13 protein-coding genes, 1 other RNA gene and 3 pseudogenes are annotated in these 22,665 nt (G+C 64.4%); 10 read left to right on the plus strand and 7 right to left on the minus strand.

The window, feature by feature from the left end; genetic code table 11:
- Positions 1–1,637 (minus strand): xanthine dehydrogenase molybdopterin binding subunit (xdhB, locus tag G3436_RS04970; RefSeq protein ID WP_163941983.1); only part of this gene is annotated, 1,637 nt, incomplete at its 3' end.
- Positions 1,630–3,084, minus strand: a complete 1,455-nt coding sequence (xdhA, locus tag G3436_RS04975) for a xanthine dehydrogenase small subunit (protein WP_163941986.1) — start codon at positions 3,082–3,084, stop codon at positions 1,630–1,632. The genes xdhA and xdhB, both read right to left, overlap by 8 nt.
- A 281-nt stretch (positions 3,085–3,365) precedes the next feature.
- On the opposite strand from xdhA, the pseudogene G3436_RS04980 reads away from it, so the two are divergent.
- The 9 genes and pseudogenes from G3436_RS04980 to G3436_RS05020 all read left to right on the plus strand — a co-directional run bounded on the left by G3436_RS04980 (position 3,366) and on the right by G3436_RS05020 (position 14,772).
- Positions 3,366–4,024 (plus strand): annotated as a pseudogene (locus tag G3436_RS04980) (GntR family transcriptional regulator).
- Positions 4,025–4,026: 2 nt separating this feature from the next.
- Positions 4,027–7,514: pseudogene (gene smc, locus G3436_RS04985) on the plus strand (chromosome segregation protein SMC).
- 202 nt (positions 7,515–7,716) lie between these two features.
- On the plus strand, positions 7,717–8,586 hold the full coding sequence (gene zipA, locus G3436_RS04990; RefSeq protein WP_163941989.1) for a cell division protein ZipA: 870 nt from the start codon (positions 7,717–7,719) through the stop codon (positions 8,584–8,586).
- Positions 8,587–8,725: 139 nt separating this feature from the next.
- A pseudogene (ligA, locus tag G3436_RS04995) lies at positions 8,726–11,085 on the plus strand (NAD-dependent DNA ligase LigA).
- 55 nt (positions 11,086–11,140) lie between these two features.
- Positions 11,141–12,298 carry a zinc-binding metallopeptidase family protein gene (locus tag G3436_RS05000; protein ID WP_163941994.1) on the plus strand — a complete coding sequence of 386 codons (1,158 nt, stop codon included), beginning with the start codon at positions 11,141–11,143 and terminating at the stop codon, positions 12,296–12,298.
- A gap of 97 nt (positions 12,299–12,395) precedes the next feature.
- Positions 12,396–12,492, plus strand: an RNA gene (ffs, locus tag G3436_RS05005) — signal recognition particle sRNA small type.
- Between the two features lie 298 nt (positions 12,493–12,790).
- Entirely contained in the window at positions 12,791–13,096 is a 306-nt protein-coding gene (locus G3436_RS05010; protein ID WP_163941995.1) for a hypothetical protein, read from the plus strand.
- Positions 13,097–13,340: 244 nt separating this feature from the next.
- On the plus strand, positions 13,341–13,670 hold the full coding sequence (locus tag G3436_RS05015) for a hypothetical protein (protein WP_163941998.1): 330 nt from the start codon (positions 13,341–13,343) through the stop codon (positions 13,668–13,670).
- A 100-nt stretch (positions 13,671–13,770) separates the two neighbouring features.
- A complete protein-coding gene (locus tag G3436_RS05020; RefSeq protein WP_163942001.1) occupies positions 13,771–14,772 on the plus strand; it encodes a DUF4434 domain-containing protein in 1,002 nt (333 codons plus the stop codon).
- Positions 14,773–14,781: 9 nt separating this feature from the next.
- Here the strand turns inward: G3436_RS05020 and G3436_RS05025 are convergent, their stop codons facing one another.
- From G3436_RS05025 to G3436_RS05045, 5 genes are read right to left on the minus strand one after another with little or no spacing between them, the layout of a single operon-like run.
- Complete coding sequence (locus tag G3436_RS05025) at positions 14,782–15,936, minus strand: alginate O-acetyltransferase AlgX-related protein (protein ID WP_163942004.1); 1,155 nt, start codon at positions 15,934–15,936, stop codon at positions 14,782–14,784.
- Positions 15,936–17,351, minus strand: a complete 1,416-nt coding sequence (locus G3436_RS05030; protein ID WP_163942007.1) for an MBOAT family O-acyltransferase — start codon at positions 17,349–17,351, stop codon at positions 15,936–15,938. Before G3436_RS05030 ends, G3436_RS05025 begins: the two co-directional genes overlap by 1 nt.
- A gap of 18 nt (positions 17,352–17,369) precedes the next feature.
- Complete coding sequence (locus G3436_RS05035; protein WP_163942010.1) at positions 17,370–18,041, minus strand: DUF4397 domain-containing protein; 672 nt, start codon at positions 18,039–18,041, stop codon at positions 17,370–17,372.
- A complete protein-coding gene (locus G3436_RS05040) occupies positions 18,038–18,697 on the minus strand; it encodes an SGNH/GDSL hydrolase family protein (protein ID WP_163942013.1) in 660 nt (219 codons plus the stop codon). The genes G3436_RS05035 and G3436_RS05040 overlap by 4 nt, the downstream gene beginning before the upstream one ends.
- A gap of 18 nt (positions 18,698–18,715) precedes the next feature.
- Entirely contained in the window at positions 18,716–22,291 is a 3,576-nt protein-coding gene (locus tag G3436_RS05045; RefSeq protein ID WP_338001207.1) for a cellulose synthase subunit BcsC-related outer membrane protein, read from the minus strand.
- A 74-nt stretch (positions 22,292–22,365) separates the two neighbouring features.
- Here G3436_RS05045 and G3436_RS27340 point away from each other — a divergent pair, with 74 nt between their 5' ends.
- Positions 22,366–22,584 carry a hypothetical protein gene (locus tag G3436_RS27340; RefSeq protein ID WP_243667018.1) on the plus strand — a complete coding sequence of 73 codons (219 nt, stop codon included), beginning with the start codon at positions 22,366–22,368 and terminating at the stop codon, positions 22,582–22,584.
- Positions 22,585–22,665 lie beyond the last annotated feature (81 nt).

The following is a 22,665-nucleotide window of genomic DNA, read 5'->3' on the forward strand; positions in this document are numbered from 1 at the left end:
TGCGCCGCCTTGCCGTTCAGGTCCGCACCGCTGGAGGCGGCCGTCGGCGAGGTGTTGGGCACCTTGTCGGTATTGGTCGCAGTGATCTGGATGCGCGAGAAATCCACCTGGAACACCTCGGCCACCACTTGCGCCACCTTGGTGTTGAGGCCCTGGCCCATCTCGGTGCCGCCATGGTTGAGGTGGATACTGCCGTCGGTGTAGATGTGCACCAGCGCGCCGGCCTGGTTGAGGAAGCTGGCGGTGAACGAGATGCCGAATTTGACCGGGGTCAGTGCCAGGCCTTTCTTCAGTACCGGGCTGTTGGCATTGAAGCGGCGAATCGATTCGCGGCGCTGCTGGTAGTCGCTGCTGGCTTCCAGTTCGGCGGTGATCTCTTCGAGCATGTTGTGCTCGACGGTCTGGTAGTAGTGAGTGACGTTGCGCTCGGTCTTGCCGTAATAGTTGGCCTTGCGCACTGCCAGCGGGTCGAGTGCCAGGTGGCGGGCGATGCGGTCCATCACTTCTTCGATGGCGACCATGCCCTGTGGCCCGCCAAAACCGCGGTAGGCGGTGTTGGACGCGGTGTTGGTCTTGCAGCGGTGGCCGTTGACCGTGGCATCGCCCAGGTAATAGGCGTTGTCGGAGTGGAACATCGCGCGGTCCACGATCGACGCCGACAGGTCTGGCGAGCAGCCGCAGTTGCCGGCCAGTTCCAGGTTGATGCCGTGCAGGCGGCCGCTGTCGTCGAAGCCCACGTCGTACTCGATGTAGAACGGGTGGCGCTTGCCGGTCATCAGCATGTCTTCGACCCGCGGCAGGCGCATCTTGGTCGGCTGCCCGGTCAGGCGCGCGATCACCGCGCACAGGCAGGCCGGGCTTGCGGCCTGGGTTTCCTTGCCGCCGAAACCGCCGCCCATGCGGCGCATGTCGACCACGATGCGGTTCATCGGCACGTCCAGTACCTCCGCCACCAGCTTCTGCACTTCGGTGGGGTTCTGTGTGGAGCAGAACACGATCATGCCGCCATCTTCGGTGGGCATTACCGAAGAGATCTGGGTTTCGAGGTAGAAGTGCTCCTGGCCGCCGATGTGCAGGGTGCCCTGCACCCGATGCGGGGCGCTGGCCAGGGCGGTTGCCGAGTCACCGCGCTGGTGGGTGTGGCTGTCGAGCACGAAGTGCTTCTTGCGCAACGCCTCGACCACGTCCAGCACGGGCTCCAGGTCTTCGTATTCGATGATCGCGGCCATGGCTGCACGGCGTGCGGTGTCCAGGTCGCAGGCGGCCACGGCGAGCACCGGCTGGCCGACGAACTCGACCGTGTCGATGGCCAGCAACGGGTCACCGGGCAGTAGCGGACCGATGTCCTTCAGGCCCGGGATGTCCTCGTGGGTGATCGCGATACGCACGCCCTCGATGGCGTAGCAGGGGCGTGTATCGATGCTCAGTACCCGCGCGTGGGCGCGGTCGGACAGCCGTGCATACACATGCAACTGGTTGGGAAATTCCAGACGGTCATCGATGTACACCGCTTCACCCGACACATGCTTGTCGGCGCTGTCGTGCTTGACGCTGCGCCCGACCCCGCTGGTCAGGCCCTGGGCGAACAGTTCGGCCAGCTCGGCCTGGCTCTTGGCAACATGAGGATGGTTAGACATAAGCGGTCACCCGGGTTTCGATGTGCGGCGTTTGCAGTTCGATGAAGTACTTGCGCAGCAGGTTCTGCGCGCCCAGCAGGCGGTACTCCTTGCTGGCCCTGAAGTCCGAGAGCGGCGTGAAATCTTCGGCCAGTGCCTGGCAGGCACGTTCGATGGTCGCCATACTGAACGGCTTGCCGAGCAGTGCGGTTTCGCACGCCAGGGCGCGCTTGGGAATGGCGGCCATGCCGCCGAAGGCAATGCGCGCCTCGGCCACCACGCCGTTGTCGATGCGCAGGTTGAACGCGGCGCACACTGCCGAGATGTCGTCGTCCAGGCGCTTGGACACCTTGTAGGCACGGAACGCCCAGGCGAGGTTGGCGCGTGGCACGATGATCTTCTCGATGAACTCGCTGTCCTGGCGGGCCGTGATGCGATAGTCGATGAAGTAGTCTTCCAGTGCCAGCGTGCGCGTGGCCTGGCCGCGGCGCAGCACGATCTGTGCGCCCAGGGCAATCAGCAGTGGGGGCGAATCGCCAATCGGCGAGGCGTTGCCGATATTGCCGCCCAGGGTGCCCTGGTTGCGGATCTGCAGCGAGGCGAAGCGGTGCAGCAGTTCGCCGAAGTCGGGGTACTCGCGGCTCAGCGCCTCATAACAGTCGGTGAGTGCGGTGGCGGCGCCGATCTCCAGGCGGTCTTCGAAGGTGTCGACGCGCTTCATTTCGGCCACGTTGCCCACGTAGATCATCACCGGCAGGGTCTTGTGCAACTGCGTCACCTCCAGTGCCAGGTCGGTGCCGCCGGCCAGCAGCCGGGCCTCGGGGTGCGACCCGTACAGGTCGGCCAGGTCGGCCACGGTCAGCGGCACCAGGCAGCGCTTGTCGCCGCTGTTGAGCTCGCCGGTTTCGGTGGGCGCAATGGCCTTGAGGCGGGCGATGGTCTGCGCCTGGGCCGTATCGAACTGGTCTGGCTGCGCCTGGCAGCAGGCCTGTTCGGCGGCCGCCAGGATCGGCCGGTAGCCGGTGCAGCGGCACAGGTTGCCGGCCAGGGCTTCCTGGGCCTGGTGCAGGTCGGGCGCATCACTGTTCTTCTGCAGGGCGAACAGCGACATCACGAAGCCTGGCGTGCAGAACCCGCATTGCGAACCATGGCAGTCGACCATGGCCTGCTGCACGCTGTGCAGCTTACCCTGGTGCTTGAGGCCTTCGACGCTGATCAGTTGCTTGCCGTGCAACGAAGACACAAACGTCAGGCACGAATTGAGGCTGCGGTAGCGCAGGTGCTCCTGGCCATCCGCGCCCGTGGCGAGTTCGCCGACCACCACGGTGCACGCACCGCAGTCGCCGCTGGCGCAGCCTTCCTTGGTGCCGGGCTTGCCCAGGTGCTCGCGCAGGTACTCGAGTACCGTCAGGTTGGGGTCCAGGGCATGCTCACTGCGCAGCTCCTGGTTAAGTAGAAACTGGATCACGGAAGGCCTCACAAGCGAATTATTGTTGTTGAGCGGACTGTTGGCGACTGTATGCAGAGTTGACTTTCTGGTCAATGGTTTTCTGACCTAAGGGTCAGCTTTTGCCGTGCATCGATCCCATCGCCTTCACATCGCGTCTCTTTCCAGCATAGAACCCCGTTCAGGTCATGATTGTTTTGCTTCAATCGTGCCAACTTAGCCGCCCCAGCCCCTGCGCGAGGGGCAGGCAAGTGCGCTACAATCGCCGCTTGTACACAGTTCAATGATTTTGAAGGAAAACCATGACGTTCAAGGCGCCGGACAGCCTCTCCGAGCAAATTGCCCACTACCTGGCCGAGCGGATCATTCGCGGCGAGCTCAAACCTGCCGAGCGCATCCAGGAGCAGAAGGTCACCCAGGCACTGAATGTCAGCCGCGGCTCGGTGCGCGAGGCGCTGCTGATCCTCGAACGGCGTCATCTGGTCACCATCCTGCCGCGTCGCGGTGCCCAGGTGACGGCCCTCAACGAGCACAACGTACGCAGCCTGTGCACGCTGATGAGCGAGCTGTACATCCTGCTGGGCAACGCCGTGGCCGCGAGCCGGCGCAGCGATGCCGACCTGGCACCGTTCCTGCTCATCCAACAGCGCCTGCAGGCGCCTGTGCGCAACAGGACATCAAGGCATTCGTCGAAGAAAGCTTTGCCGTGATGCGCGCAGCGTACCCGTTCGCCAACAACCCCTACCTGCAGGAGACCGTCGAGAACCTGCAGCCGGCCATGAGCCGCACCTATTACCTGGCACTGGACCAGCGCAAGGCCAACATGGAAGACTTCCTGGTGCTGTTCGCGCAGTTGCTCGAAGCCGTGGTGGCCAGTGACCTGCCGCGCATCCGCGAGGTGCTGACCTTGTACTGCGAGCGCAGTTGCACACTGGTGCTGTCGTCTCTGGTCGCTGACTGAGCATGCGCCTAAAGTGCATTCGCCTGGCGGGGTTCAAGTCGTTCGTCGACCCGACCACTGTCAACTTCCCCAGCAACATGGCGGCCGTGGTTGGCCCCAACGGCTGTGGCAAGTCCAACATCATCGACGCGGTGCGCTGGGTGATGGGCGAAAGCTCGGCGAAGAACCTGCGTGGCGAGTCGATGACCGACGTCATCTTCAACGGCTCCACCAGCCGCAAGCCGGTCAGCCAGGCCAGCATCGAGCTGGTGTTCGACAACAGTGACAACACCCTGGTGGGCGAGTACGCCGCCTACGCCGAGATCTCCATTCGGCGCAAGGTGACGCGCGACGCGCAAAATACCTATTACCTCAATGGCACCAAGTGCCGGCGACGTGACATCACCGATATCTTCCTCGGCACCGGCCTGGGCCCGCGCAGCTATTCGATCATCGAGCAGGGCATGATCTCCAAGCTGATCGAGGCCAAGCCTGAAGAACTGCGCAACTTCATCGAAGAGGCGGCCGGCATCTCCAAGTACAAGGAGCGCCGCCGCGAGACCGAGAACCGCATCCGCCGTACCCACGAGAACCTCGAGCGCCTGACCGACCTGCGCGATGAGCTGGAGCGCCAGCTCGAACGCCTGCATCGCCAGGCCCAGGCGGCCGAGAAGTACAAGGAATACAAGGCCGAGGAGCGCCAGCTCAAGGCGCAGCTGGCGGCGTTGCGCTGGCGCGCGCTGAACGATCAGGTCGGTCAGCGCGAGGCGATCATCGGCGATCAGGAAGTGGCCTTCGAGGCACTGGTGGCCGAGCAACGCAATGCCGATGCAAGCATCGAGCGCCTGCGTGACGGGCACATGAACTGTCAGAGCGCTTCAACCTGGTGCAGGGACGCTTCTATTCGGTGGGCGGTGACATCGCCCGGGTCGAGCAGAACATCCAGCATGGCCAGCAGCGCTTGCGTCAATTGCAGGATGACTTCAAGGAAGCCGAACGCGCGCGCCTCGAAACCGAATCGCACCTGGGCCACGACCGCACGCTGCTGGCGACCCTGGGCGAAGAGCTGGACATGATTGCGCCCGAGCAGGAGATGTCGCTGGCAGCCGCCGAGGAAGCCTCGGCGACCCTCGAAGAAGCCGAAATAACCATGCATGGCTGGCAGGAGCAGTGGGACACCTTCAATACCCGCTCGGCCGAACCGCGCCGTCAGGCCGAGGTGCAGCAGTCGCGCATCCAGCAGTTGGAGCAAAGCCTGGAGCGGGTGTCCGAACGCCAGCGCAAGCTGGGCGAGGAGCGCGATCAACTCAGCGCCGACCCCGAAGACGCGGCGATCCTTGAGCTGAACGAACAACTGGCCAGTAGCGACATGCTGCTCGACGAGCTGCACCTTGAGGAGCAACAGGTCGTCGAGCGCCTGGACGCATTGCGCGAGCAACTGCAGCAGGCGACCCAGGCCCAGCAGCAGGCCCAAGGCGAACTGCAACGCCTGGGCGGTCGCCTGGCCTCGCTGGAGGCCTTGCAGCAGGCCGCGCTGGACCCGGGTAGCGGCACCGGCGAATGGTTGCGTGGCCAGGGCCTTGAGCAGCACCCGCGGCTGGCCGAAGGCCTGCGTGTGCAGCCAGGTTGGGAACTGGCGGTAGAGACGGTGCTGGGCGCCGACCTGCAAGCGGTACTGGTGGACGACTTTGCCGGGTTGGCGCTGTCTGCCTTCAATCAGGGCGAGTTGCGCCTGTTGCAGGCTGGCGGTGCCGGCAAGTGCCTACCCGGCAGCCTGCTCGACAAGGTGCAGGGCAATCTCGACCTGGCGCCGTGGCTGGGGCAGGTAAAACCGGTCGATAGCCTGGAGCAGGCGTTGGCCTTGCGCGCTCAGTTGGCCGATGGCGAAAGCCTGATCAGCCGCGATGGTTACTGGGTGGGGCGGTACTTCTTGCGTGTCAGCCGTGCCAGCGAAGCCCAGGGCGGCGTGCTGGCGCGCGGCCAGGAACTGGAGCGGCTAGGGCTTGAGCGCCTCGAACAGGAAGCTGCGCTGGAGCTGCTCGAAGAGCAGTTGCTGGCGCTGCGTGAACAGCAGCGTGTACACGAAGACAGCCGCGAGCAACTGCGCCGACGTACCCAGGACGAAGCGCGCCAGCAAGGCGAGCTCAAGGCCCGGCTCTCGGCCGGCAAGGCACGTGCCGAACAGCTCACGCTGCGTCGCCAGCGTCTGGAAGAAGAGCTGGCCGAGCTGCTGGAGCAGCGCGCTATCGAGCATGAAAGCCTGGGTGAGTCGCGCCTGCACCTGCAGGACGCCCTCGACCTGATGGCCCAGGACACCGAGCAGCGCGAGGCCTTGCTGGCCCAGCGCGACAACCTGCGCGAGCGCCTTGATCGGGTGCGCCAGGAGGCCCGCCAGCACAAGGACCACGCCCATCAGTTGGCGGTGCGCCTGGGCTCGCTGCGGGCCCAGCACGATTCGACTCGCCAGGCGCTGGAGCGCCTGGAATTGCAGGCCGAGCGCCTGAATGAAAAACGCGAACAGTTGAGCCTGAACCTGGAAGAGGGCGAGGCGCCGCTCGAAGAGCTGCGCCTGATGCTCGAAGCGTTGCTGGAAAAACGCATGAGCGTGGACGAGGAGATGCGTCAGGCACGCGTGCACATGGACGAAGCGGACCGCGAGCTGCGCGAGGCCGAGAAGCGTCGCAGCTCGGCCGAGCAGCAGGCGCAGTTGCTGCGTGGCCAGCTGGAGCAGCACCGCATGGAGTGGCAGGGCCTGAGCGTACGGCGCAAGACCCTGCAGGAGCAGTTGCACGCCGACGGCTACGACCTGGACGGTGTGCTGGCGACCCTGCTGGCCGAGGCCAGCGAGCAGGAGGCCGAGCTTGAGCTGGAGCGCATCGATGCGCGTATCCAGCGCCTGGGCGCGATCAACCTGGCGGCCATCGACGAGTACCAGCAGCAGTCCGAGCGCAAGCACTACCTGGACGCGCAGAATGCCGACCTGGTGGAAGCCCTCGACACCCTGGAAAACGTCATTCGCAAGATCGACAAGGAAACCCGCAACCGCTTCAAGGATACCTTTGATCAGATAAATGCCGGATTACAGGCACTTTTCCCAAAAGTTTTCGGTGGTGGCAGCGCTTATCTGGAACTGACGGGCGAAGATCTACTCGATACAGGGGTAACGATCATGGCGCGCCCGCCGGGCAAGAAGAACAGCACCATTCATCTGCTCTCGGGCGGTGAAAAGGCGCTGACGGCCCTGGCGCTGGTATTTGCCATTTTCAAGTTGAACCCGGCGCCGTTCTGCATGCTCGACGAAGTTGATGCACCGCTGGACGATGCCAACGTCGGACGCTATGCGCGCCTGGTCAAGGAGATGAGTCAGACAGTGCAGTTCATCTATATCACCCACAACAAGATCGCCATGGAAATGGCAGATCAGTTGATGGGCGTGACCATGCACGAGCCGGGTTGCTCGCGTCTGGTGGCAGTGGATGTGGAGGAGGCGATGGCCATGGTCGACGCCTGAAAAACGGATATGACGCACGATCTTGCAGCAAAAGCCGCGTCAGTTGCGACAGACGGTGTAAAGTTACCTTTGGTCGTGCTAGCTTAATGTAAATTTTTCTATGCGTGGGTAAAACGCCTGTCAGAACATAGGCTTGGCGCCACGTTTTAAAGGGGTTTAAACCCTTTATTTTTCAGCATTTTTCACAGAGGCACGGGATTACATGGAAATCGGTCTGCGCGAGTGGCTGATCGTCATCGGCATCATAGTCATTGCCGGCATTCTTTTTGACGGCTGGCGTCGCATGCGTGGCGGCAAGGGCAAGTTGAAATTCCGTCTGGACCGCAGCTTCTCCAACCTGCCGGACGAGGAGACCAGTGCCGAGGTACTGGGCCCGCCGCGGGTGCTTGACGACCACAAGGAGCCGCAACTCGACGAGCACGACCTGCCGTCGATGAGCGCTGCCCGCGAGCAGCGCGAGCCGAAGGTGGGCAAGTCATCCAAACGCAACAAGCGTGGCAACGAACCGCAGCAGGGCGACCTGAACCTGGCGGCAGAGCCGCGTGAGCCCGACCTGTTCGGCAATGCCAACGATGACTTCCCGGACGAGAGCCCCAAGCATTCCGGTTTTGGCAGCAGCGAAGGCAAAGACCTGCCGCCGGTCGAAGAAGTGCTGGTGATCAGCGTTATCTCCCGCGACGAAAGCGGCTTCAAGGGCCCGGCGCTGCTGCAGAACATCCTGGAAAGCGGCCTGCGTTTCGGTGAAATGGACATCTTCCACCGTCACGAAAGCATGGCCGGCAATGGCGAAGTGCTGTTTTCCATGGCCAACGCGGTCAAGCCGGGTGTATTCGACCTCGACGACATCGACCACTTCAGCACCCGCGCGGTGAGCTTCTTCCTCGGCTTGCCGGGCCCGCGCCATCCGAAGCAGGCCTTCGACGTGATGGTCGCGGCGGCGCGCAAGCTGGCGCACGAGCTCAATGGCGAGCTCAAGGATGACCAGCGCAGCGTGATGACCGCGCAGACCATCGAGCACTACCGCCAGCGCATCGTCGAATTCGAACGCCGCGCGCTGACCCAGAAGCGCTAAGTGCAATGAACACGCCCACAGTGGTTGCCCCCGACCCTGTGGGAGCTGGCTTGCCAGCGAAGGCTGCCCAGCAGCCCTGAGGAATAAAACGCCAAGAGCAGCCCCGAGCTGCTCTTTTGCTTTGCAAGAGATGACCTAGATGAACGCCCAAACCCGCCTCCTCGAACTGCGCGCCGAACTCGACCAGCACAACTACCGCTACTACGTGCTCGACGAGCCGAGCGTGCCGGACGCCGAATACGATCGCCTGTTCCGCGAGTTGCAAGCCCTGGAGGCCGAGCACCCGGAGCTGGTGACCGCCGATTCACCCACCCAGCGCGTGGGTGGCGCGGCGCTGTCGGCGTTCAGCCAGGTGCGTCACGAAGTACCGATGCTGAGCCTGGGCAACGCGTTCGAAGAAAATGACCTGCTCGAGTTCGACCGCCGCGTGGTGGAAGGGCTCGACCTGCCGGCCGGCGACCTGTTCGGCGCGGGCGCTGCGGTGGACTACAGCTGCGAACCCAAGCTTGACGGCCTGGCGGTCAGCCTGCTGTACCGCGACGGCTTGCTGGTGCAGGGCGCCACCCGTGGCGACGGCAGCACCGGTGAAGACATCAGCGTCAACGTGCGTACCATCCGCAACGTCCCGCTCAAGCTGCAAGGCACGGGCTGGCCTGCGGTACTGGAAGTGCGTGGCGAAGTGTTCATGAGCAAGGACGGTTTCGAGCGCCTGAACGCGGCGCAGGCCGAGGTGGGCGGCAAGACTTTCGCCAACCCGCGTAATGCCGCGGCCGGCAGCCTGCGCCAGCTGGACTCGAAGATCACCGCCAGCCGCCCGCTGGAGTTCTGCTGCTACGGCCTGGGGCAGGTGTCCGAGCCGGTGGCCGACACCCATATCGGCATTCTCGAAAAGCTCAAGGGCTGGGGCATGCCGATCAGCCGCGAGCTGCGCCATGCGGCGGGCATCAAGGAATGCCTGGACTACTACCGCGACATCGGCGAGCGGCGTAATGCCTTGCCTTACGAGATCGACGGCGTGGTGTTCAAGGTCAACAGCCTGGCCTCGCAGCGCGAGCTGGGCTTTCGAGCCCGCGAGCCGCGCTGGGCAATCGCGCACAAATTCCCGGCCATGGAAGAACTGACCGAAGTGCTCGACGTCGAGTTCCAGGTCGGCCGTACCGGTGCCATCACCCCCGTGGCGCGGCTCAAGCCGGTCAAGGTGGCTGGCGTCACCGTGGCCAATGCCACTTTGCACAACATGGATGAAGTGGCGCGCCTGGGCGTGATGATCGGCGACACTGTGATCATTCGGCGTGCCGGCGACGTGATCCCGCAGGTGATGCAGGTGGTCACCGAGCGCCGCCCGGCCGATGCCCGCCCAGTGCGCATCCCCACCGAGTGCCCGGTGTGCGGTTCGCAGGTGGAGCGTACGCAACTGGTCAAGCGCAGCAAGGGCAAGGAAACCGTCAGCGAGGGCGCGGTGTACCGTTGCGTCGGGCGCCTGGCATGCCGTGCGCAGCTCAAACAGGCGATCATTCACTATGTGTCGCGCCGCGCCATGGACATCGAGGGGCTGGGCGAGAAGAGCGTCGAGCAGTTGGTCGACGAAGGCCTGATTACCTCGCCGGCAGATCTGTACCGTTTGAAGTTCGAAGACATCGTCGACCTGGAAGGTTTTGCCGAGGTGTCCAGCAACAAGTTGCTGGCGGCGATCGAGAACAGCAAGCGGCCGAGCCTGGCGCGTTTCATCTATGCGCTGGGCATCCCGGATGTGGGTGAAGAGACGGCCAAGGTGCTGGCGCGCTCGCTGGGTTCGTTGCAGCGGGTGATGGTGGCGTTGCCGCAGGTGCTGACCTACTTGCCGGACATTGGGCTGGAAGTGGCACATGAGATCCACAACTTCTTTGAAGATGACCACAACCGCAAGGTCATCGAGCAGTTGCTCGAGCGTGGTTTGCAGTTGCAGGAGGAGGGTGAGCTGGCGGCCGAGTTCGCTGCCAGCACACCTTGGCGGGGATGCTGGCCAAGCTGGACATTCCTTCGGTGGGCCCGACCGGTGCCGAGAAGCTGGTGGCCAAGCTTGAAAGCCTGGAGCGGATCATTGCGGCGGATGGCATCGACCTGCGCCAGGCGCTGGCGGCCAAGCAGGCTGACGCGGTGCGCGAGTTCTTTCTGGTCGAGGCCAACCGGCAACTGGCGCGCGATGTCGAGGCGCAGTTGCGTGCGTTCGGCATGCACTGGGAGAGCGAGAAGAAGGTGGCGCAGGGCTTGCCGCTGGCCGGTCAGACCTGGGTGCTGACCGGCTCGCTGGAGCGCATGAGCCGCGATGTGGCCAAGGACAAACTGGAGAGCCTGGGCGCCAAGGTGGCGGGCTCGGTGTCAGCCAAGACCCATTGCGTGGTGGCAGGCCCGGGGGCCGGCTCCAAGTTGGCCAAGGCCAACGAGTTGGGGCTCAAGGTGCTGGATGAGGACGCGTTCGTTGCGTTTTTGGCCGAGCAGGGCATCGCGGTCCAAGTATAGCCCCAGCCCTGTCACACGCATGGTGTAGTCTACCCCTCAGCCAGGAGGTGGCCCCATGTACCCATTCTTCGAACAGCTCGTCGCGCGCATCGCCGCGCCGTTTGTCAGCCAGGCGCGGCGCAGCACGCGCGTGTGGCAATGCGAGTGCGGTCAGTCGGTGTTCTTTCGCAACAGTCAGTGCCTGGCCTGCCAGGCTTCCCTGGGCTACTGGCCAGACACCCACCACATCGGCACCTTGCTACCCGCTCCCGTTGCTGGCCAATGGTACCTGGACGGCCAGCCCGAACTCGGCGCGCTCAAGCGCTGCGCCAACCTCGACACGCCTGCCGCCTGCAACTGGCTGCTGAGCGCCGACGATCCGCACGCGTTCTGCCTGGCCTGCCGCCTCAACCGCACCATCCCCGACCTGACGTTCAGCGAAAACCACCTGCGCTGGTGCAAGCTGGAAACCGCCAAGCGGCGCCTGGTGGCGCAATTGCTGCACCTGGGCCTGCCGGTGCAGCCCAAGCAGGTTGCGGGCGGCGAGGGTATCGCCTTCGATTTCATCGGCGTCGACATCGCCGGCAACGCGCCCACCACCGGCCATGCCGGTGGGTTGATCACCCTGGACATCCGCGAAGCCGACGACGACTGGCGCGAGCAGATGCGCGTGCAGTTGCAGGAACCCTATCGCACCGTGCTCGGCCACCTGCGCCACGAGATCGGCCATTACTACTGGGACAGGCTGGTCGCCAACAGCCCCTGGCTGGAAGATTTTCGCCGGCTGTTCGGTGACGAACGCGCCAGCTATGCCCAGGCCATGGAGCGCCACTATCAGCAGGGCGCACCGCTGGACTGGGCCGTTGCCCACGTCAGCGCGTACGCCACCATGCACCCCTGGGAAGACTGGGCCGAGACCTGGGCGCACTACCTGCACATGACCGACGCCGTCGACACTGCGCTGGCGCTGGGCATGGACGGTTCGGCCATGGACCTGGACTACCCGCCCTTCGATGCGCGCAGCCTGTACCAGCCCGAGCATGCGGGGGCACCGGCGTTCCTGGCGTTCATCAATGCCTGGGTGGAGTTGTCGGCGATGCTCAACGAACTGTCGCGCAGCATGGGCCAGACCGATTTCTACCCCTTTGTGCTGAGTGCGCCGGTGGTGGCCAAGCTGCACTTCATCCACCGCGTGATCCAGGGCGATGGGCCCGTGCAAATCACAAGTCCTTGAGCCCATATGGTTTTTTCATGGCGCAGAGGTTGTAACTTCGCGTCAGACCGGTACAATGGCCCCGCTCGCTGCCAGGCGAGCGTCGTTATGGTGACCCCATCGGTCCCCCCGCAACGATTACCCGTTAACCTGGTCAGGCCCGGAAGGGAGCAGCCACAGCGGGAACATTGTGTGCCGGGGTGTGGCTGGTGGGGTTGCCTCCATAACGCAAGTCCCTGACTCTCAGGGTGAATCGTCCCACCCCAAACCTTTCCATTTCCTGCCTTGCGCAGAAAACGCTCCTGCTCATAACACCCTCTCAGCGATCACACGATACGCGGTGTCTGTGCGCCTGCTGTTTTTATCTGTCAGGTTTAAACATAAAGAATAATTTCGTTTGTCATCTGTGCGCCGCTTCTGAAAATACAGTCTGGTGCATGAAAGTGTATGGCGTGTTCGCGTGCGGGCGGTTAGTTTTTATGCAAAACCAACCCATTGCACAAGGAATTGAACATGGCTCATTGTCTGTTGACCCTCGATCTGAAAGGTGCGGAAGACAAGCCGCGTCGCGAGTTTTATACGCAGCTGGAAAAAGATGGCTGGGAAAAAATTGCGCACGTCGATACAACCTGGAAGCAATGCTATCCGCAACTCAGCTACCAGTCCGGTGTAGAGCATCGGTTGGAAGAAACGCTCAAGACCGCCGCGAGGGAGGCAGAAGTGGCGCGTGTTTATTTTGCTATCCAGATCGGCGATCACTCCGGCCGCGCCGGCAGCGTCTTGCTGGAACGGGGCACGTACCGGTTCAGCATCGAGTAAACACACGTTGACAGGGTCGCCCAAGTAGCGACCCTTTTTGCTTGCGAGGGATAATCGTAAAATTTAAATTTGCTTACTGTGATGTAATATTTTTCCTAGGATTAATTTAAATAATGTTTAATTGTCCCGGTGAGCAAATTCTTGTATTAATTTAACGGTCGCGGTGATGGCTAAATGCAATTGCTCTGTTCTGTTTCTTTGGCTAGTTTGCAAGAGGTTAAAACTACTGTCGAGGGAACTCATCATGACGATCTGCCTGTTGTCGCTTGATCTCTCCAATACCGGTATGGTCCAGCGTGCCACTTTTCAGAAAGTGTTGAAAGAAGATGGATGGAGAGTGTTTTCCAGTGCCAGTGTCATATGGGAAAAGTCATACAAATTAGTGTATGACGCTGCCGTCGAAAAGCGCGTGAAGACCGTTGTCGAAGCGGCCGCCGGCCTCGCCGGCATCGAAGCCATGAGCTTCGTTGTACAAATCGGCGAGCTTGAAGGCTGGTGCTGCCTGTTGGAGAAGCAGCACGGCATCTACCACTTCACTACCCTGGACTCGGTGCATCACCTCAAGCGCGCCTGAATCCGTGCCTGCGCCCGCTGCGTGCTTTTCGCGCAGCGCGTTCGGCAGAGTGGCTATCATGGGCGTCCCACGCCGATGACGTCACGATTGACAGGTCCCCATGCCCACCCCTCCAGCAACACCCTTTCGTGAACGGCGCCGGTTTCTGCGCCTGGTCGCCTGCGTACCCGCGCTTGCGTTGTTGCTGCCATTGACCGCCTGCAGCCGCAAACCCCACATCGACGCCACCTTCCTGCAACTCTGGCAAAGCCACCTGCAGCTCGGCCGCGACGACTGGATGGCACGCATGGCCGCCATGCACGCGCTGGGCAGTAATGAGCTGGTGCTGCAGTGGGTCGGCCTGCACGGCGGCAGCGAGCCCGCCTGGCGCCTGCCCGACGCCTCGATGCAGCACCTGCTGGATGCCGCTGGTGCCAATGGCATGCGGGTACGCATCGGCCTGCCATGCGACCAGGGCTGGTGGGCAGTGCTCGGCCGTGACGCGCAGGCGCAGGCGGCGTTCTTCGAGCGTTCGCTGCACGATGCCAGGCGCTATATCCATGACTCGCCGTGGTCACGCCACGCGCAGTTCGCCGGCTGGTACATCCCCTACGAAATCGAGCAGTACCACTGGGCCGAGCCTGCCGCGCAGCAGCGCCTGGGCCAGTGGCTGGCAGCCCTCTCGCAGGCTTCTGGGCAAGCCGGCCACGGTGTGCCGGCGATCTCCACCTATTTCAGCAAGCTGGCTACCCAGGGCGACCTGGTGCAGCTGTGGCAGCACCTGCTGCAGCAGGCCCACCTGCGCCCGATGGTGCAGGACGGCGTGGGGGTGGCGGGCTGGGACAATCTCAAGGCCATCGAGCCGCTGCTGGGCATGCTGCGCGGGCAGCGCATGCCCTTCGATGTGATCGTCGAGCTGTTCGAGCAACTGCCGTCCGAAAACAACGACGGCACCGAGTTCAAGGCGCGCTCGGCCGATTACCCGCGCGTGGCGCGCCAGCTGGAGTGGGCCAGCGCCACCGGGGCAGCGCAGGTCGTGGCATTTGCCCTCGACCCCTGGGTGCTGCAGGACGATGCCGCGGCACAGGCGCTGCGCCAGCAATGGCGCAAGGCGCGCGCCTGAGCCTGCGCATCACTCCAGGTGCACGTCGCCGGCATACGGGGTTTGCAGGTCGCGCTCGGGAATCTCCCAGATCACCAGTTGCGGCGGGGTCTGCTTGAACGCCGGGCTGTCGAAGTAGGCCTTGGCCGCCCCCGAGAACTCGCCACCGTCCTTGGCAAAGTTGCCGATCGGCGCCGCCAGGGCACGTTGCAGGAAGCCGACGAAATTCGAGTTGCGCGAGAACGATGTACCGATCAGCGCCACGTTCGGCAGGTTGTCGTCGCCGAACAGATCGTCGAGGTTGTCGGCCGACCCGCTGGCGGCTTCCACCCGTTCGGTAATGACGGTGGGGGCAACCTGTTCCTGTGGCGGTTGCAGCGCCACCGGCAGCCAGTCGATGCCGGCCAGCCGCACCAGGTCGCCGGGGCGTGGCGCCAGCGCCTCCTGGCGGGTGTCGAAGGCTTTGTTCGGCGTAGCACTGAAACCCATGCCCTTGACCTGCTCGGCAATCGCCTGGGCCGCCGCCTGTGCGCCGGCCTCGCTCCAGTGGGTGTCGGTGCGCAGGAACGCCTCGGCGCCCAGCGGCTGCAAGCTGGCCGTCAGGTCGAGGGTGGTTACCCCGGCGCCCTTGAGCACCTGCGTCCATTGCTGGATACGCGCCTGCGACACCCCGGGGCGCGTCAGCGCGCACAGCTCGCTGGCGGCGATGCGGCTCTTGTCCGGCACCACGCTCACCAGCAGGCGAATACCGCGCTGCTGCAAGCCCTGTTGCAGCGCAATCACCGCATCGGCCTTGGCCTTGGCGTTGTCGGCGGCATGCCGGTTGAGCTTGAGCTCATCGGCCAGGAACAGCCATTGCGCGCATCCAGGGCGTACCCGCGGCCCGGTATCGCCGAGCAACAGCCAACTGCCGGCACGTTCCAGGTCGGCGACCTGGCCGGGCAAGGGCGCCTTGGCCAGTTCCTTGGCGATGCGGTGGGTGATTTCGCCATCCAGCACTGCGCCATTGGACAGGTGCTTGTCGGGCATCAGTTCGAGCTTGCCGCTGGCGGCCAGCCAGCCGCACGACAGCAGGCCGGCGCCGAGAAACGCCGCCAGGGTAATGCCGGCGATCGGGCTGGTGCGCAAGGCGAGGGCGCTTGGCGGGTTGGGGGCCGTACTTGGAGGAGGTGTCTTCATCGTCATCAGAACTGGAAGTACAGAAAGGGTACCGAATCGCGGCTGGCGATCAGTGCGAACGACAACAGGAAGCCGGCCACCGGCCATAGCGCGGCGGCGTGCACGAACCAGGCGCGGTGGCCGAAGCGATGCTCGGCACGCACCTGCCAGATCGGCAACACGATACACACTACCCCCAGCAGTGCCGCCAGGCCATGCACCGGACGCACGGTGGCCAGCAGCGCCTCGCCCAGGGCAAAGCCGTGCAGGCCGAACTGGCCGGCGTACATCGACAGTGCGGTGTGGAAGTCCGGTGCGCGGAACAGCGTCCAGGCCAGGCACACGAACAGCAGTGTCAGCGCATGCGACAGCACCTTGGGCACGGCCGGCAGGCTGGAGCGGCTCCAGGCCCGGTCGATGCACAGCGCGATACCGTGCGCCGAGCCCCACAGCAGGTAGTTCCAGCTGTCGCCACCGTGCCACAGGCCGGCAATGGCCATGGTCAGGAACAGGTTGCGGTAGGTGTTCCACGTCCCGTAGCGGTTACCGCCCAGGGCGATGTACAGGTAGTCGCGCAGCCAGCTCGACAGCGACAGGTGCCAGCGCCGCCAGAAGTCCTGGATGCTGCTGGCCAGGTACGGCCGGTTGAAGTTCTCGGGGAAGTGGAAGCCCAGCATCAGGCCCAGGCCGATGGCCATGCAGCTGTAGCCGGCAAAGTCGAAGAACAGCTGCAGCGAGTACGCCAGGCAACCCAGCCACGCATCCAGGAACGATGGGTTGTCCAGGTGGAAGGCCACGTCCACCAGCGGCGACAGGGTGTCGGCCACCAGTACCTTCATGCACATGCCGATCATGAAACGGCGCGCACCGAGCGAGAAATTCTGCCAGTTGAAGTAGCGCTGGTTGAGTTCGCGGCGCACCCAGTCGTAGCGAATGATCGGGCCGGCAATCGAATGGCCGAACATCGAGATATAGGTGGCGAAATTGACGAAACTGCGCTCTACCGGCACGGTGTGGCGGTGCACGTCGACCAGGTACGAAATTGCCTGCAGCACGATGAACGACAGCCCCGCCGGCAACGCCACGCGCTGCCACTCCATCGGCAGTGCGCCGTAGTAGGTGATCAGCTCGTTGTAGTTGGCGGCCAGGATATTGGCGTACTTGTACCAGCACAGCACCAGGGTGTTGAGCACGATCAGTGCCACCAGCAGGCGCATGCGCCCACGCGAGTCCTCATGGCTGCGGTTGACCAGCAGGCCGCCGACCCAGGCAATCACCGTGAGCACCATGTGCAACAGCAGGAACAGCGGGCTCAGCCAGCCATAGAACAACCAGCTGCCGATCAGCAGCACCGCGTTGCGCCAGGCCGGACGGCTCAGCGCATACACCAGCATGAAGATCGGCAGGAACAGCGTCAGGAACTCGAGTGAGGCGAATACCATGGTGGTGAAGACGTCCGGTCAGTTGGAGAGCGTGTCCGTTGCAGGTAGCAGCTGCGGGCCGTTTGCGCTCGGCAACAGCAGCACGCTGTAGCGCTCGCCGGCCTTGAGCTCGCCGAGGTCGACCGGGCTGCCGACCGTGGCGTTGGCGCACACCAGTTGCACCGACAGCTTCACCGGATTGATCGAGCGGCGCTGTACGCTGGCCTCGGGTGCGTCCTTGAACAGGTCGGCGCTGCGTCCGGCCGGGCGCAGGCTTGCGCCCTGGCAGGTGGGGTCGAGGTTGACGAAGGCCAGCGAGGCCTTGAGCGCATTGAAGTCGTCGGGCTGTTCGCGCACCACGCGTTGCTGGATGCCGCTGGCACCCTGCAGTGCGAACACCGTGGCGAATTCGCCCGGCGCCACGCTCAGGTCCAGCGCCGAGGTCTTGCCGTCGCGGCTCAGGGTGCCCTTGATCGTCTTGCCGGCCGGCACCGGCAGGTACGCCGACACCGGTTTGGCGGCGTCCAACTGCAAGCTGGCCTTGGAACCGTCCGCCACCAGTTGCAGCGTGCCGGGTGCGGCGTTGACGAAGCGCAGGAACGCCGAGTCTTCGCTGGGGCCGGTGGGGTATAGCGCGATTTCAGCCTGGGCCAGGCCCGCGCTCAAGGCGACGGGCAAGGCCAGCAGCGCAGCGTGCAGGGCGGTCTTCATTTCTTCGCACCCACCACCACCGGCGACTTGACGATCTCTTCGCTGATCTTCTTGCTCCAGGTCAGGTAGCCCGGTGCAGTCAAATGCTGGCCATCGACCGTGGCCCATTCACCCTGCTTGGAAAACTTCAGCGAGTCGATGTAGTCGCACGGCGCCACGTTGGCAGCGAGGAACTTGGAGGTCAGCTCGACACGGGCGTAGGTCTTGCCGTACTTGCCGCCTTCGGTGCCCCAGTTCGGCCCGACCCACACGCACTTGGCGCCGCTGTTGGCGATTTCCTTGGCAAAGCTGGTGGTCTGCTGCCACAGCCAGGCCTTGGGGAACGCCGGCTTGGTGTAGCTGGCCATGGTGTCGCCCATCACGACCACCACCACGTCGGGCTTGTCGGCCTTGATCAGCTCGCCGATCGGCTGGGTAGCGGCCTTGCTGCCGAGCACCACCGGCTTGTCGGTGCCACGGCGCTCGGCACCGCCGCAGGTGCCGGGGGTGGCTTTGAGCCAGTCGCCGGCATTGGCGCCGCAGATACCCAGCGAGTGCACCTGGGCGCCTTGTTGCACGAGGTTGTCGTGCAGGCTCTTTATCAGGTAATCGGGCGTTGCCAGGTGGCTGTCACCGATCATCAGAATGGTCAGGCCGGCGAGAAGTGAACTAGCCATGGTTGATACTCCTGCAATTTAATTCGAATAAGGGGAACGGTACGGATTGACGGGCAGCGGCATGGCGCCGTGACCGTCGTCGAACAGGTAGCGCAGGTACAGGCCACCGGTCCATTGCTGATAGTCGCGGGCGTTGTCCACGCCCAGGGTGCCGCCGAAGAACAGGCCGTCGCCCAGGCGGTACTCGCCCGATGCGCCCAGCGAGTAGCCGATACCGGTCTTGCTCTGCGATTCGTAGGTGGTACGCAAGGTTCTGCCGTCGGCGGCATAGGCCCGGGAAATACGCTCCAGTGCGGCTTGCGAGCGCCCATCGCGCAAGTACGGCGCGCCGTCCTGCTCGATATGCTGCATGCCCACGGCAGCCTGGATCTGGTAGCTGAAGTCAGGCCCGCGCTGGGCCCAACTGACCGGCAGGCCGATGGAGAAGAAGTTCTGCGGGCTGAAGTAGCCGCCATGGCCGTAGGTGAAGAAACTCTGGTTGTTCTCGTAATGCGTGCCAGACACGCTCAGCCCCGCAGTCAGGCGCTCGTCCTGATTGTTCAGCAGGTACCAGTAGATGCCGCTGCCCAGCTCGCTGCGGGTGTTGGATTCCACGTTGTGGCCCAGCAGCTTGTGCCATGAGCCGTAACCGTACACGCCGTAGGACTGGTTGTCGTAGCCGAGCTGCAGGCGCGCGCCGTTGGCGGTCACGCCACCCCATTCCAGGTCACTGCGCTTGTCGCGGGCGCCGGCGAACGAGGTCAGGCTATCGGTCACCGAGCGCCGCGAGACGTTGAGGTTGTAGCGCAAATCACCGCCTTCTGCGAACGGCCGGTCCAGGCTGATGCCGCCCACCGGCGTGTTGTAGAGGAAGCCCACCGGGCTCACTCCAACGTCGGCCTTGAGCCCCTGCGACGGGTTCTCGTAGGCAACGGCAACACCCACACCGCTGTCTTTTTGCGAGCCGGGGCTTTCAGCGTAGAACTCATCGGCCTGTCCACGCAGTGACGGCAGTGGTTCGGCGAGGATCGCCGTGGCCATTTCGTCGGTGATCCCGCCAAAGCGCGAGCTGGATGACAGCTCGCTGCTCACGCCACCCGCATTCAACGCCACCGGCGTGATCCGCAACGCTAGCCGATCATCGTTCCACGGCACGCTGATTTCCAGCGGCGCTTCCACATCGGTGATCTTGCCCAGGCCCGACTCGCTGTCGTTGCCACGGAAGGTCACGCCTTGCTTGATCTGCGGGCTGCGGGCTTCACGCAGGGTGTCCAGCTCGGTCTGGATCGCGGCACGCGGGTCGACAGGCGCTGCTGCTGAGCTGCCGGCAGCGCCACGGCTGGCCGTACGCAAGCCCGGCTCGCTGTCGCGACTGGCCAGCAGCACCGGGGCGTCGAAGCTGTCGTTGCTGCGGGCGCTGACCTGGGTTTGTGCAGGCTCCGGAATCTCGGCCAGGGCGGCCTCGTTCAGGCGCGACTGCTTGCGCTGGCCGGGCTGGCCGACGAAGGGGTTGGCGGCAATCGCCTGGCCGAACGGGTTGAGCACGTTCTGCTCGGGCGGGGCCTGCAAGGCCAGTGCCTGGGCATACAGCTGCTCGGCCTTGGCCAGCTTGCCGCGGCCACGGTAATAGCCGGCAGCGCTGGTCAGGATCTGTGGGTTCTGCGGCGCCAGCTGCAAGGCGCTTTGCACTGCCTGCTCGGCCTTGTCGGCATCACCGGCCGCCAGGTAGGCCTGTGCAGCGCCCATCTGCACATCGGCGTTGTCCGGGTACTGGCGCAGTAGCGGGGTGAACAGCTCCACGGCCTTGTCGGGGTTGCGGTTGTCCAGGTACATGCGCGCCAGCGACGACACCGCCTGCGGGTCTTGCGGGCGTTGCGCCAGGGCCGGGGCGAGGGTGTCGTAGGCGGCCACCAGATCGCCTTTTTCGCGCAGCAGGTCGGCCTGGCGCACGGTGTACTGGAACACCAGGTCATCATAGCTGCGTTGCTCGGCCGCTTGCAGCGGCTGGCTGCGCAGCTCGCGCAGTATCTGGCTCACCTGCACATCGTCGCCCGCCTTGAGCAGCGCGCCGGCATAGGCCAGGCGCAACGCCGGCGAAGGCGTGCTGCTTTGTGCGATGGCGGTGCGCAGCATGGCCAGGGCGTGCTCGGTCTGGCCGATGTCGATGTAGGCCGAGGCCAGGGCCGAGAGCATGTCCGGGTTGTTCGCAGCACCTGGTTCGGCGCGCTGCAGCAGCTTCATCGCCTGCTGGCGCTGGCCTTGCTTGGCAAGGGTCGCGGCCTCGCTGGCGAGCAGGCGCAGTTCGGTTTCTTCGGCCAGCGCCTGCATGGCGGCGCTGCGCTGGGCGACGGGAATCTGCGCCAGGCTGCGCTGCGTCGATTGCCATTCGCCCAGGCGGCTGGCAAACAGCGCGCTGGCGTACAGCGCTTCGGCCCGCTGCGGGTTGGCCTTGAGCATGTCGTCGATGGTCTGGCGCGCCTTGCCGGGCGCCTCCGTCTTCAGGTAGATCTGCGCCAGGTCGTAGCGCGCCCAGACATTCTGCGGGTCGTTGCGCACGGCCTCTTCCAGCGCCTTGCGCGCCCCGGCCAGGTCGCCATTGCGCTCGAAGTCCTTCGCCTGGCCCACGGCGATGGCTGCACGCAGTACGCGCAGGTCACCCAGGCGTTGGCGCTGGGCATCGCTGAGGCCGTCGATCAGGCGCTGGCTTTCGCTCAACTTGCCGTTCTGCGCCAGTACGCTGACCAGCCCGCGCAAGGCGTCGGGGTTGCCGGCATCCAGGCTCAGCGCCTGGCGGTAGGTGACTTCGGCGGTGTCGAACTGGCCTTGTGCGGCTTGCAGGTCGGCCAGGCTGATGTGGCCCTGGACCTGGCGCGGGTTCATCGCAATCGCGCGCTGCAGCAGTTCGCGTGCACTTTGCGGGTTGCCGGCATCGCGTGCGGCATTGGCCTGCTCCAGCAGCACCCAGTAACGGTTGCCTTGCAGCGCGCTCTGCCAGCGGCTGCTGTTGCCGCGGCTGATGGCCTGCCTGAACAGGGCGTCGGCATCGCCCAGGCGGCCCTGGCGCTGGCGCACGATACCCAGCCCGCCGAGGGCGTCGGCGTCCTGCGCCTGTTCGCGCAGGCGGGCCTGGAAGGATTGTTCAGCCTGGCTCAGGTCGTTGGCGTCGAGCGCCTTGAAGCCACGCACCAGGTTGGCATTCTGCTGCGGCGCGGCGCTGGCCGGGGTGGCGCTGGCAGCGCTCTTGAGCTGGCTGCGGATCTCTTCGTCGTCGGGGTAGGCCTTGAGGTAGGCATCGAACAACGGCACCTCGGCCGGGCGGGGCGCGCCGAGCCAGGACAGGCCCTGGCGCCAGCCTTCGATGGCTTCGCTGCCGATTTCCGGGTCTGTGGTGTAGCTGGAGAGCCGGCGAATGCCTTCGACCCGCGTGCTTTCGTTGCGCAGCAGCAGCTTGGCCAGGTTGAGCTTGATCTTGGCGTTGTTCGGCGCCAGGCCTTGCAGGCGTTCCAGGCCCTGGCGCGCTTCCTGCCAGCCACCGGCGGTGTAGCCCAGGTAACTGTAGAACTCCAGGCCCAGTTCACCCTGTGGCAGCTTGCCGGCGAACAGCTGGCGGTACACCGTGACGGCCTGGTCCAGCTCGCCCGATTCGGCGAGTTGCGCGCCTGCTCCAGTTGCGCGTTGTTGTCGCTGTTGTGCAGGGCGATCTCCTGCTCCAGCAGCAAGGTCTGGCGCTCGCCCGGGTGCGACTGCTTGAGCTGGTCGAGGTAGCGCTTGGCGCCCTGCACGCGATTGCCATCGAGTTCCAGCAGCCCCAGGCCGTACAGCGCGTCGGCCTGCTGCGGGTCGATCAGCAGCAGCTTGCGCCACGCCTCGGTGGCGCGGTTCTTGTCTTTGCGGGCTGCCAGTACTGACCCTGTTCCAGCAGCACTTTGCCGTTCTCGCTGAGCTCGGCAAAGCTGCTGTTGTGGATCAGGGCCGCGAGGACCCCAATG

Origin of the sequence: Pseudomonas brassicae (genome assembly GCF_010671725.1) — a bacterium.
Classification (GTDB): Bacteria; Pseudomonadota; Gammaproteobacteria; order Pseudomonadales; family Pseudomonadaceae; genus Aquipseudomonas; species Aquipseudomonas brassicae.

What these genes read in the sequence shown, in the direction of transcription:
- zipA (WP_163941989.1), top strand. Translation starts at nt 7,717, where the DNA reads ATGGAAATCGGTCTGCGCGAGTGGCTGATCGTCATCGGCATCATAGTC.
- G3436_RS05000 (WP_163941994.1), top strand. Translation starts at nt 11,141, where the DNA reads ATGTACCCATTCTTCGAACAGCTCGTCGCGCGCATCGCCGCGCCGTTT.
- G3436_RS05010 (WP_163941995.1), top strand. Translation starts at nt 12,791, where the DNA reads ATGGCTCATTGTCTGTTGACCCTCGATCTGAAAGGTGCGGAAGACAAG.
- G3436_RS05015 (WP_163941998.1), top strand. Translation starts at nt 13,341, where the DNA reads ATGACGATCTGCCTGTTGTCGCTTGATCTCTCCAATACCGGTATGGTC.
- G3436_RS05020 (WP_163942001.1), top strand. Translation starts at nt 13,771, where the DNA reads ATGCCCACCCCTCCAGCAACACCCTTTCGTGAACGGCGCCGGTTTCTG.
- G3436_RS05025 (WP_163942004.1), bottom strand. Translation starts at nt 15,936, where the DNA reads ATGACGATGAAGACACCTCCTCCAAGTACGGCCCCCAACCCGCCAAGC.
- G3436_RS05030 (WP_163942007.1), bottom strand. Translation starts at nt 17,351, where the DNA reads ATGGTATTCGCCTCACTCGAGTTCCTGACGCTGTTCCTGCCGATCTTC.
- G3436_RS05035 (WP_163942010.1), bottom strand. Translation starts at nt 18,041, where the DNA reads ATGAAGACCGCCCTGCACGCTGCGCTGCTGGCCTTGCCCGTCGCCTTG.
- G3436_RS05040 (WP_163942013.1), bottom strand. Translation starts at nt 18,697, where the DNA reads ATGGCTAGTTCACTTCTCGCCGGCCTGACCATTCTGATGATCGGTGAC.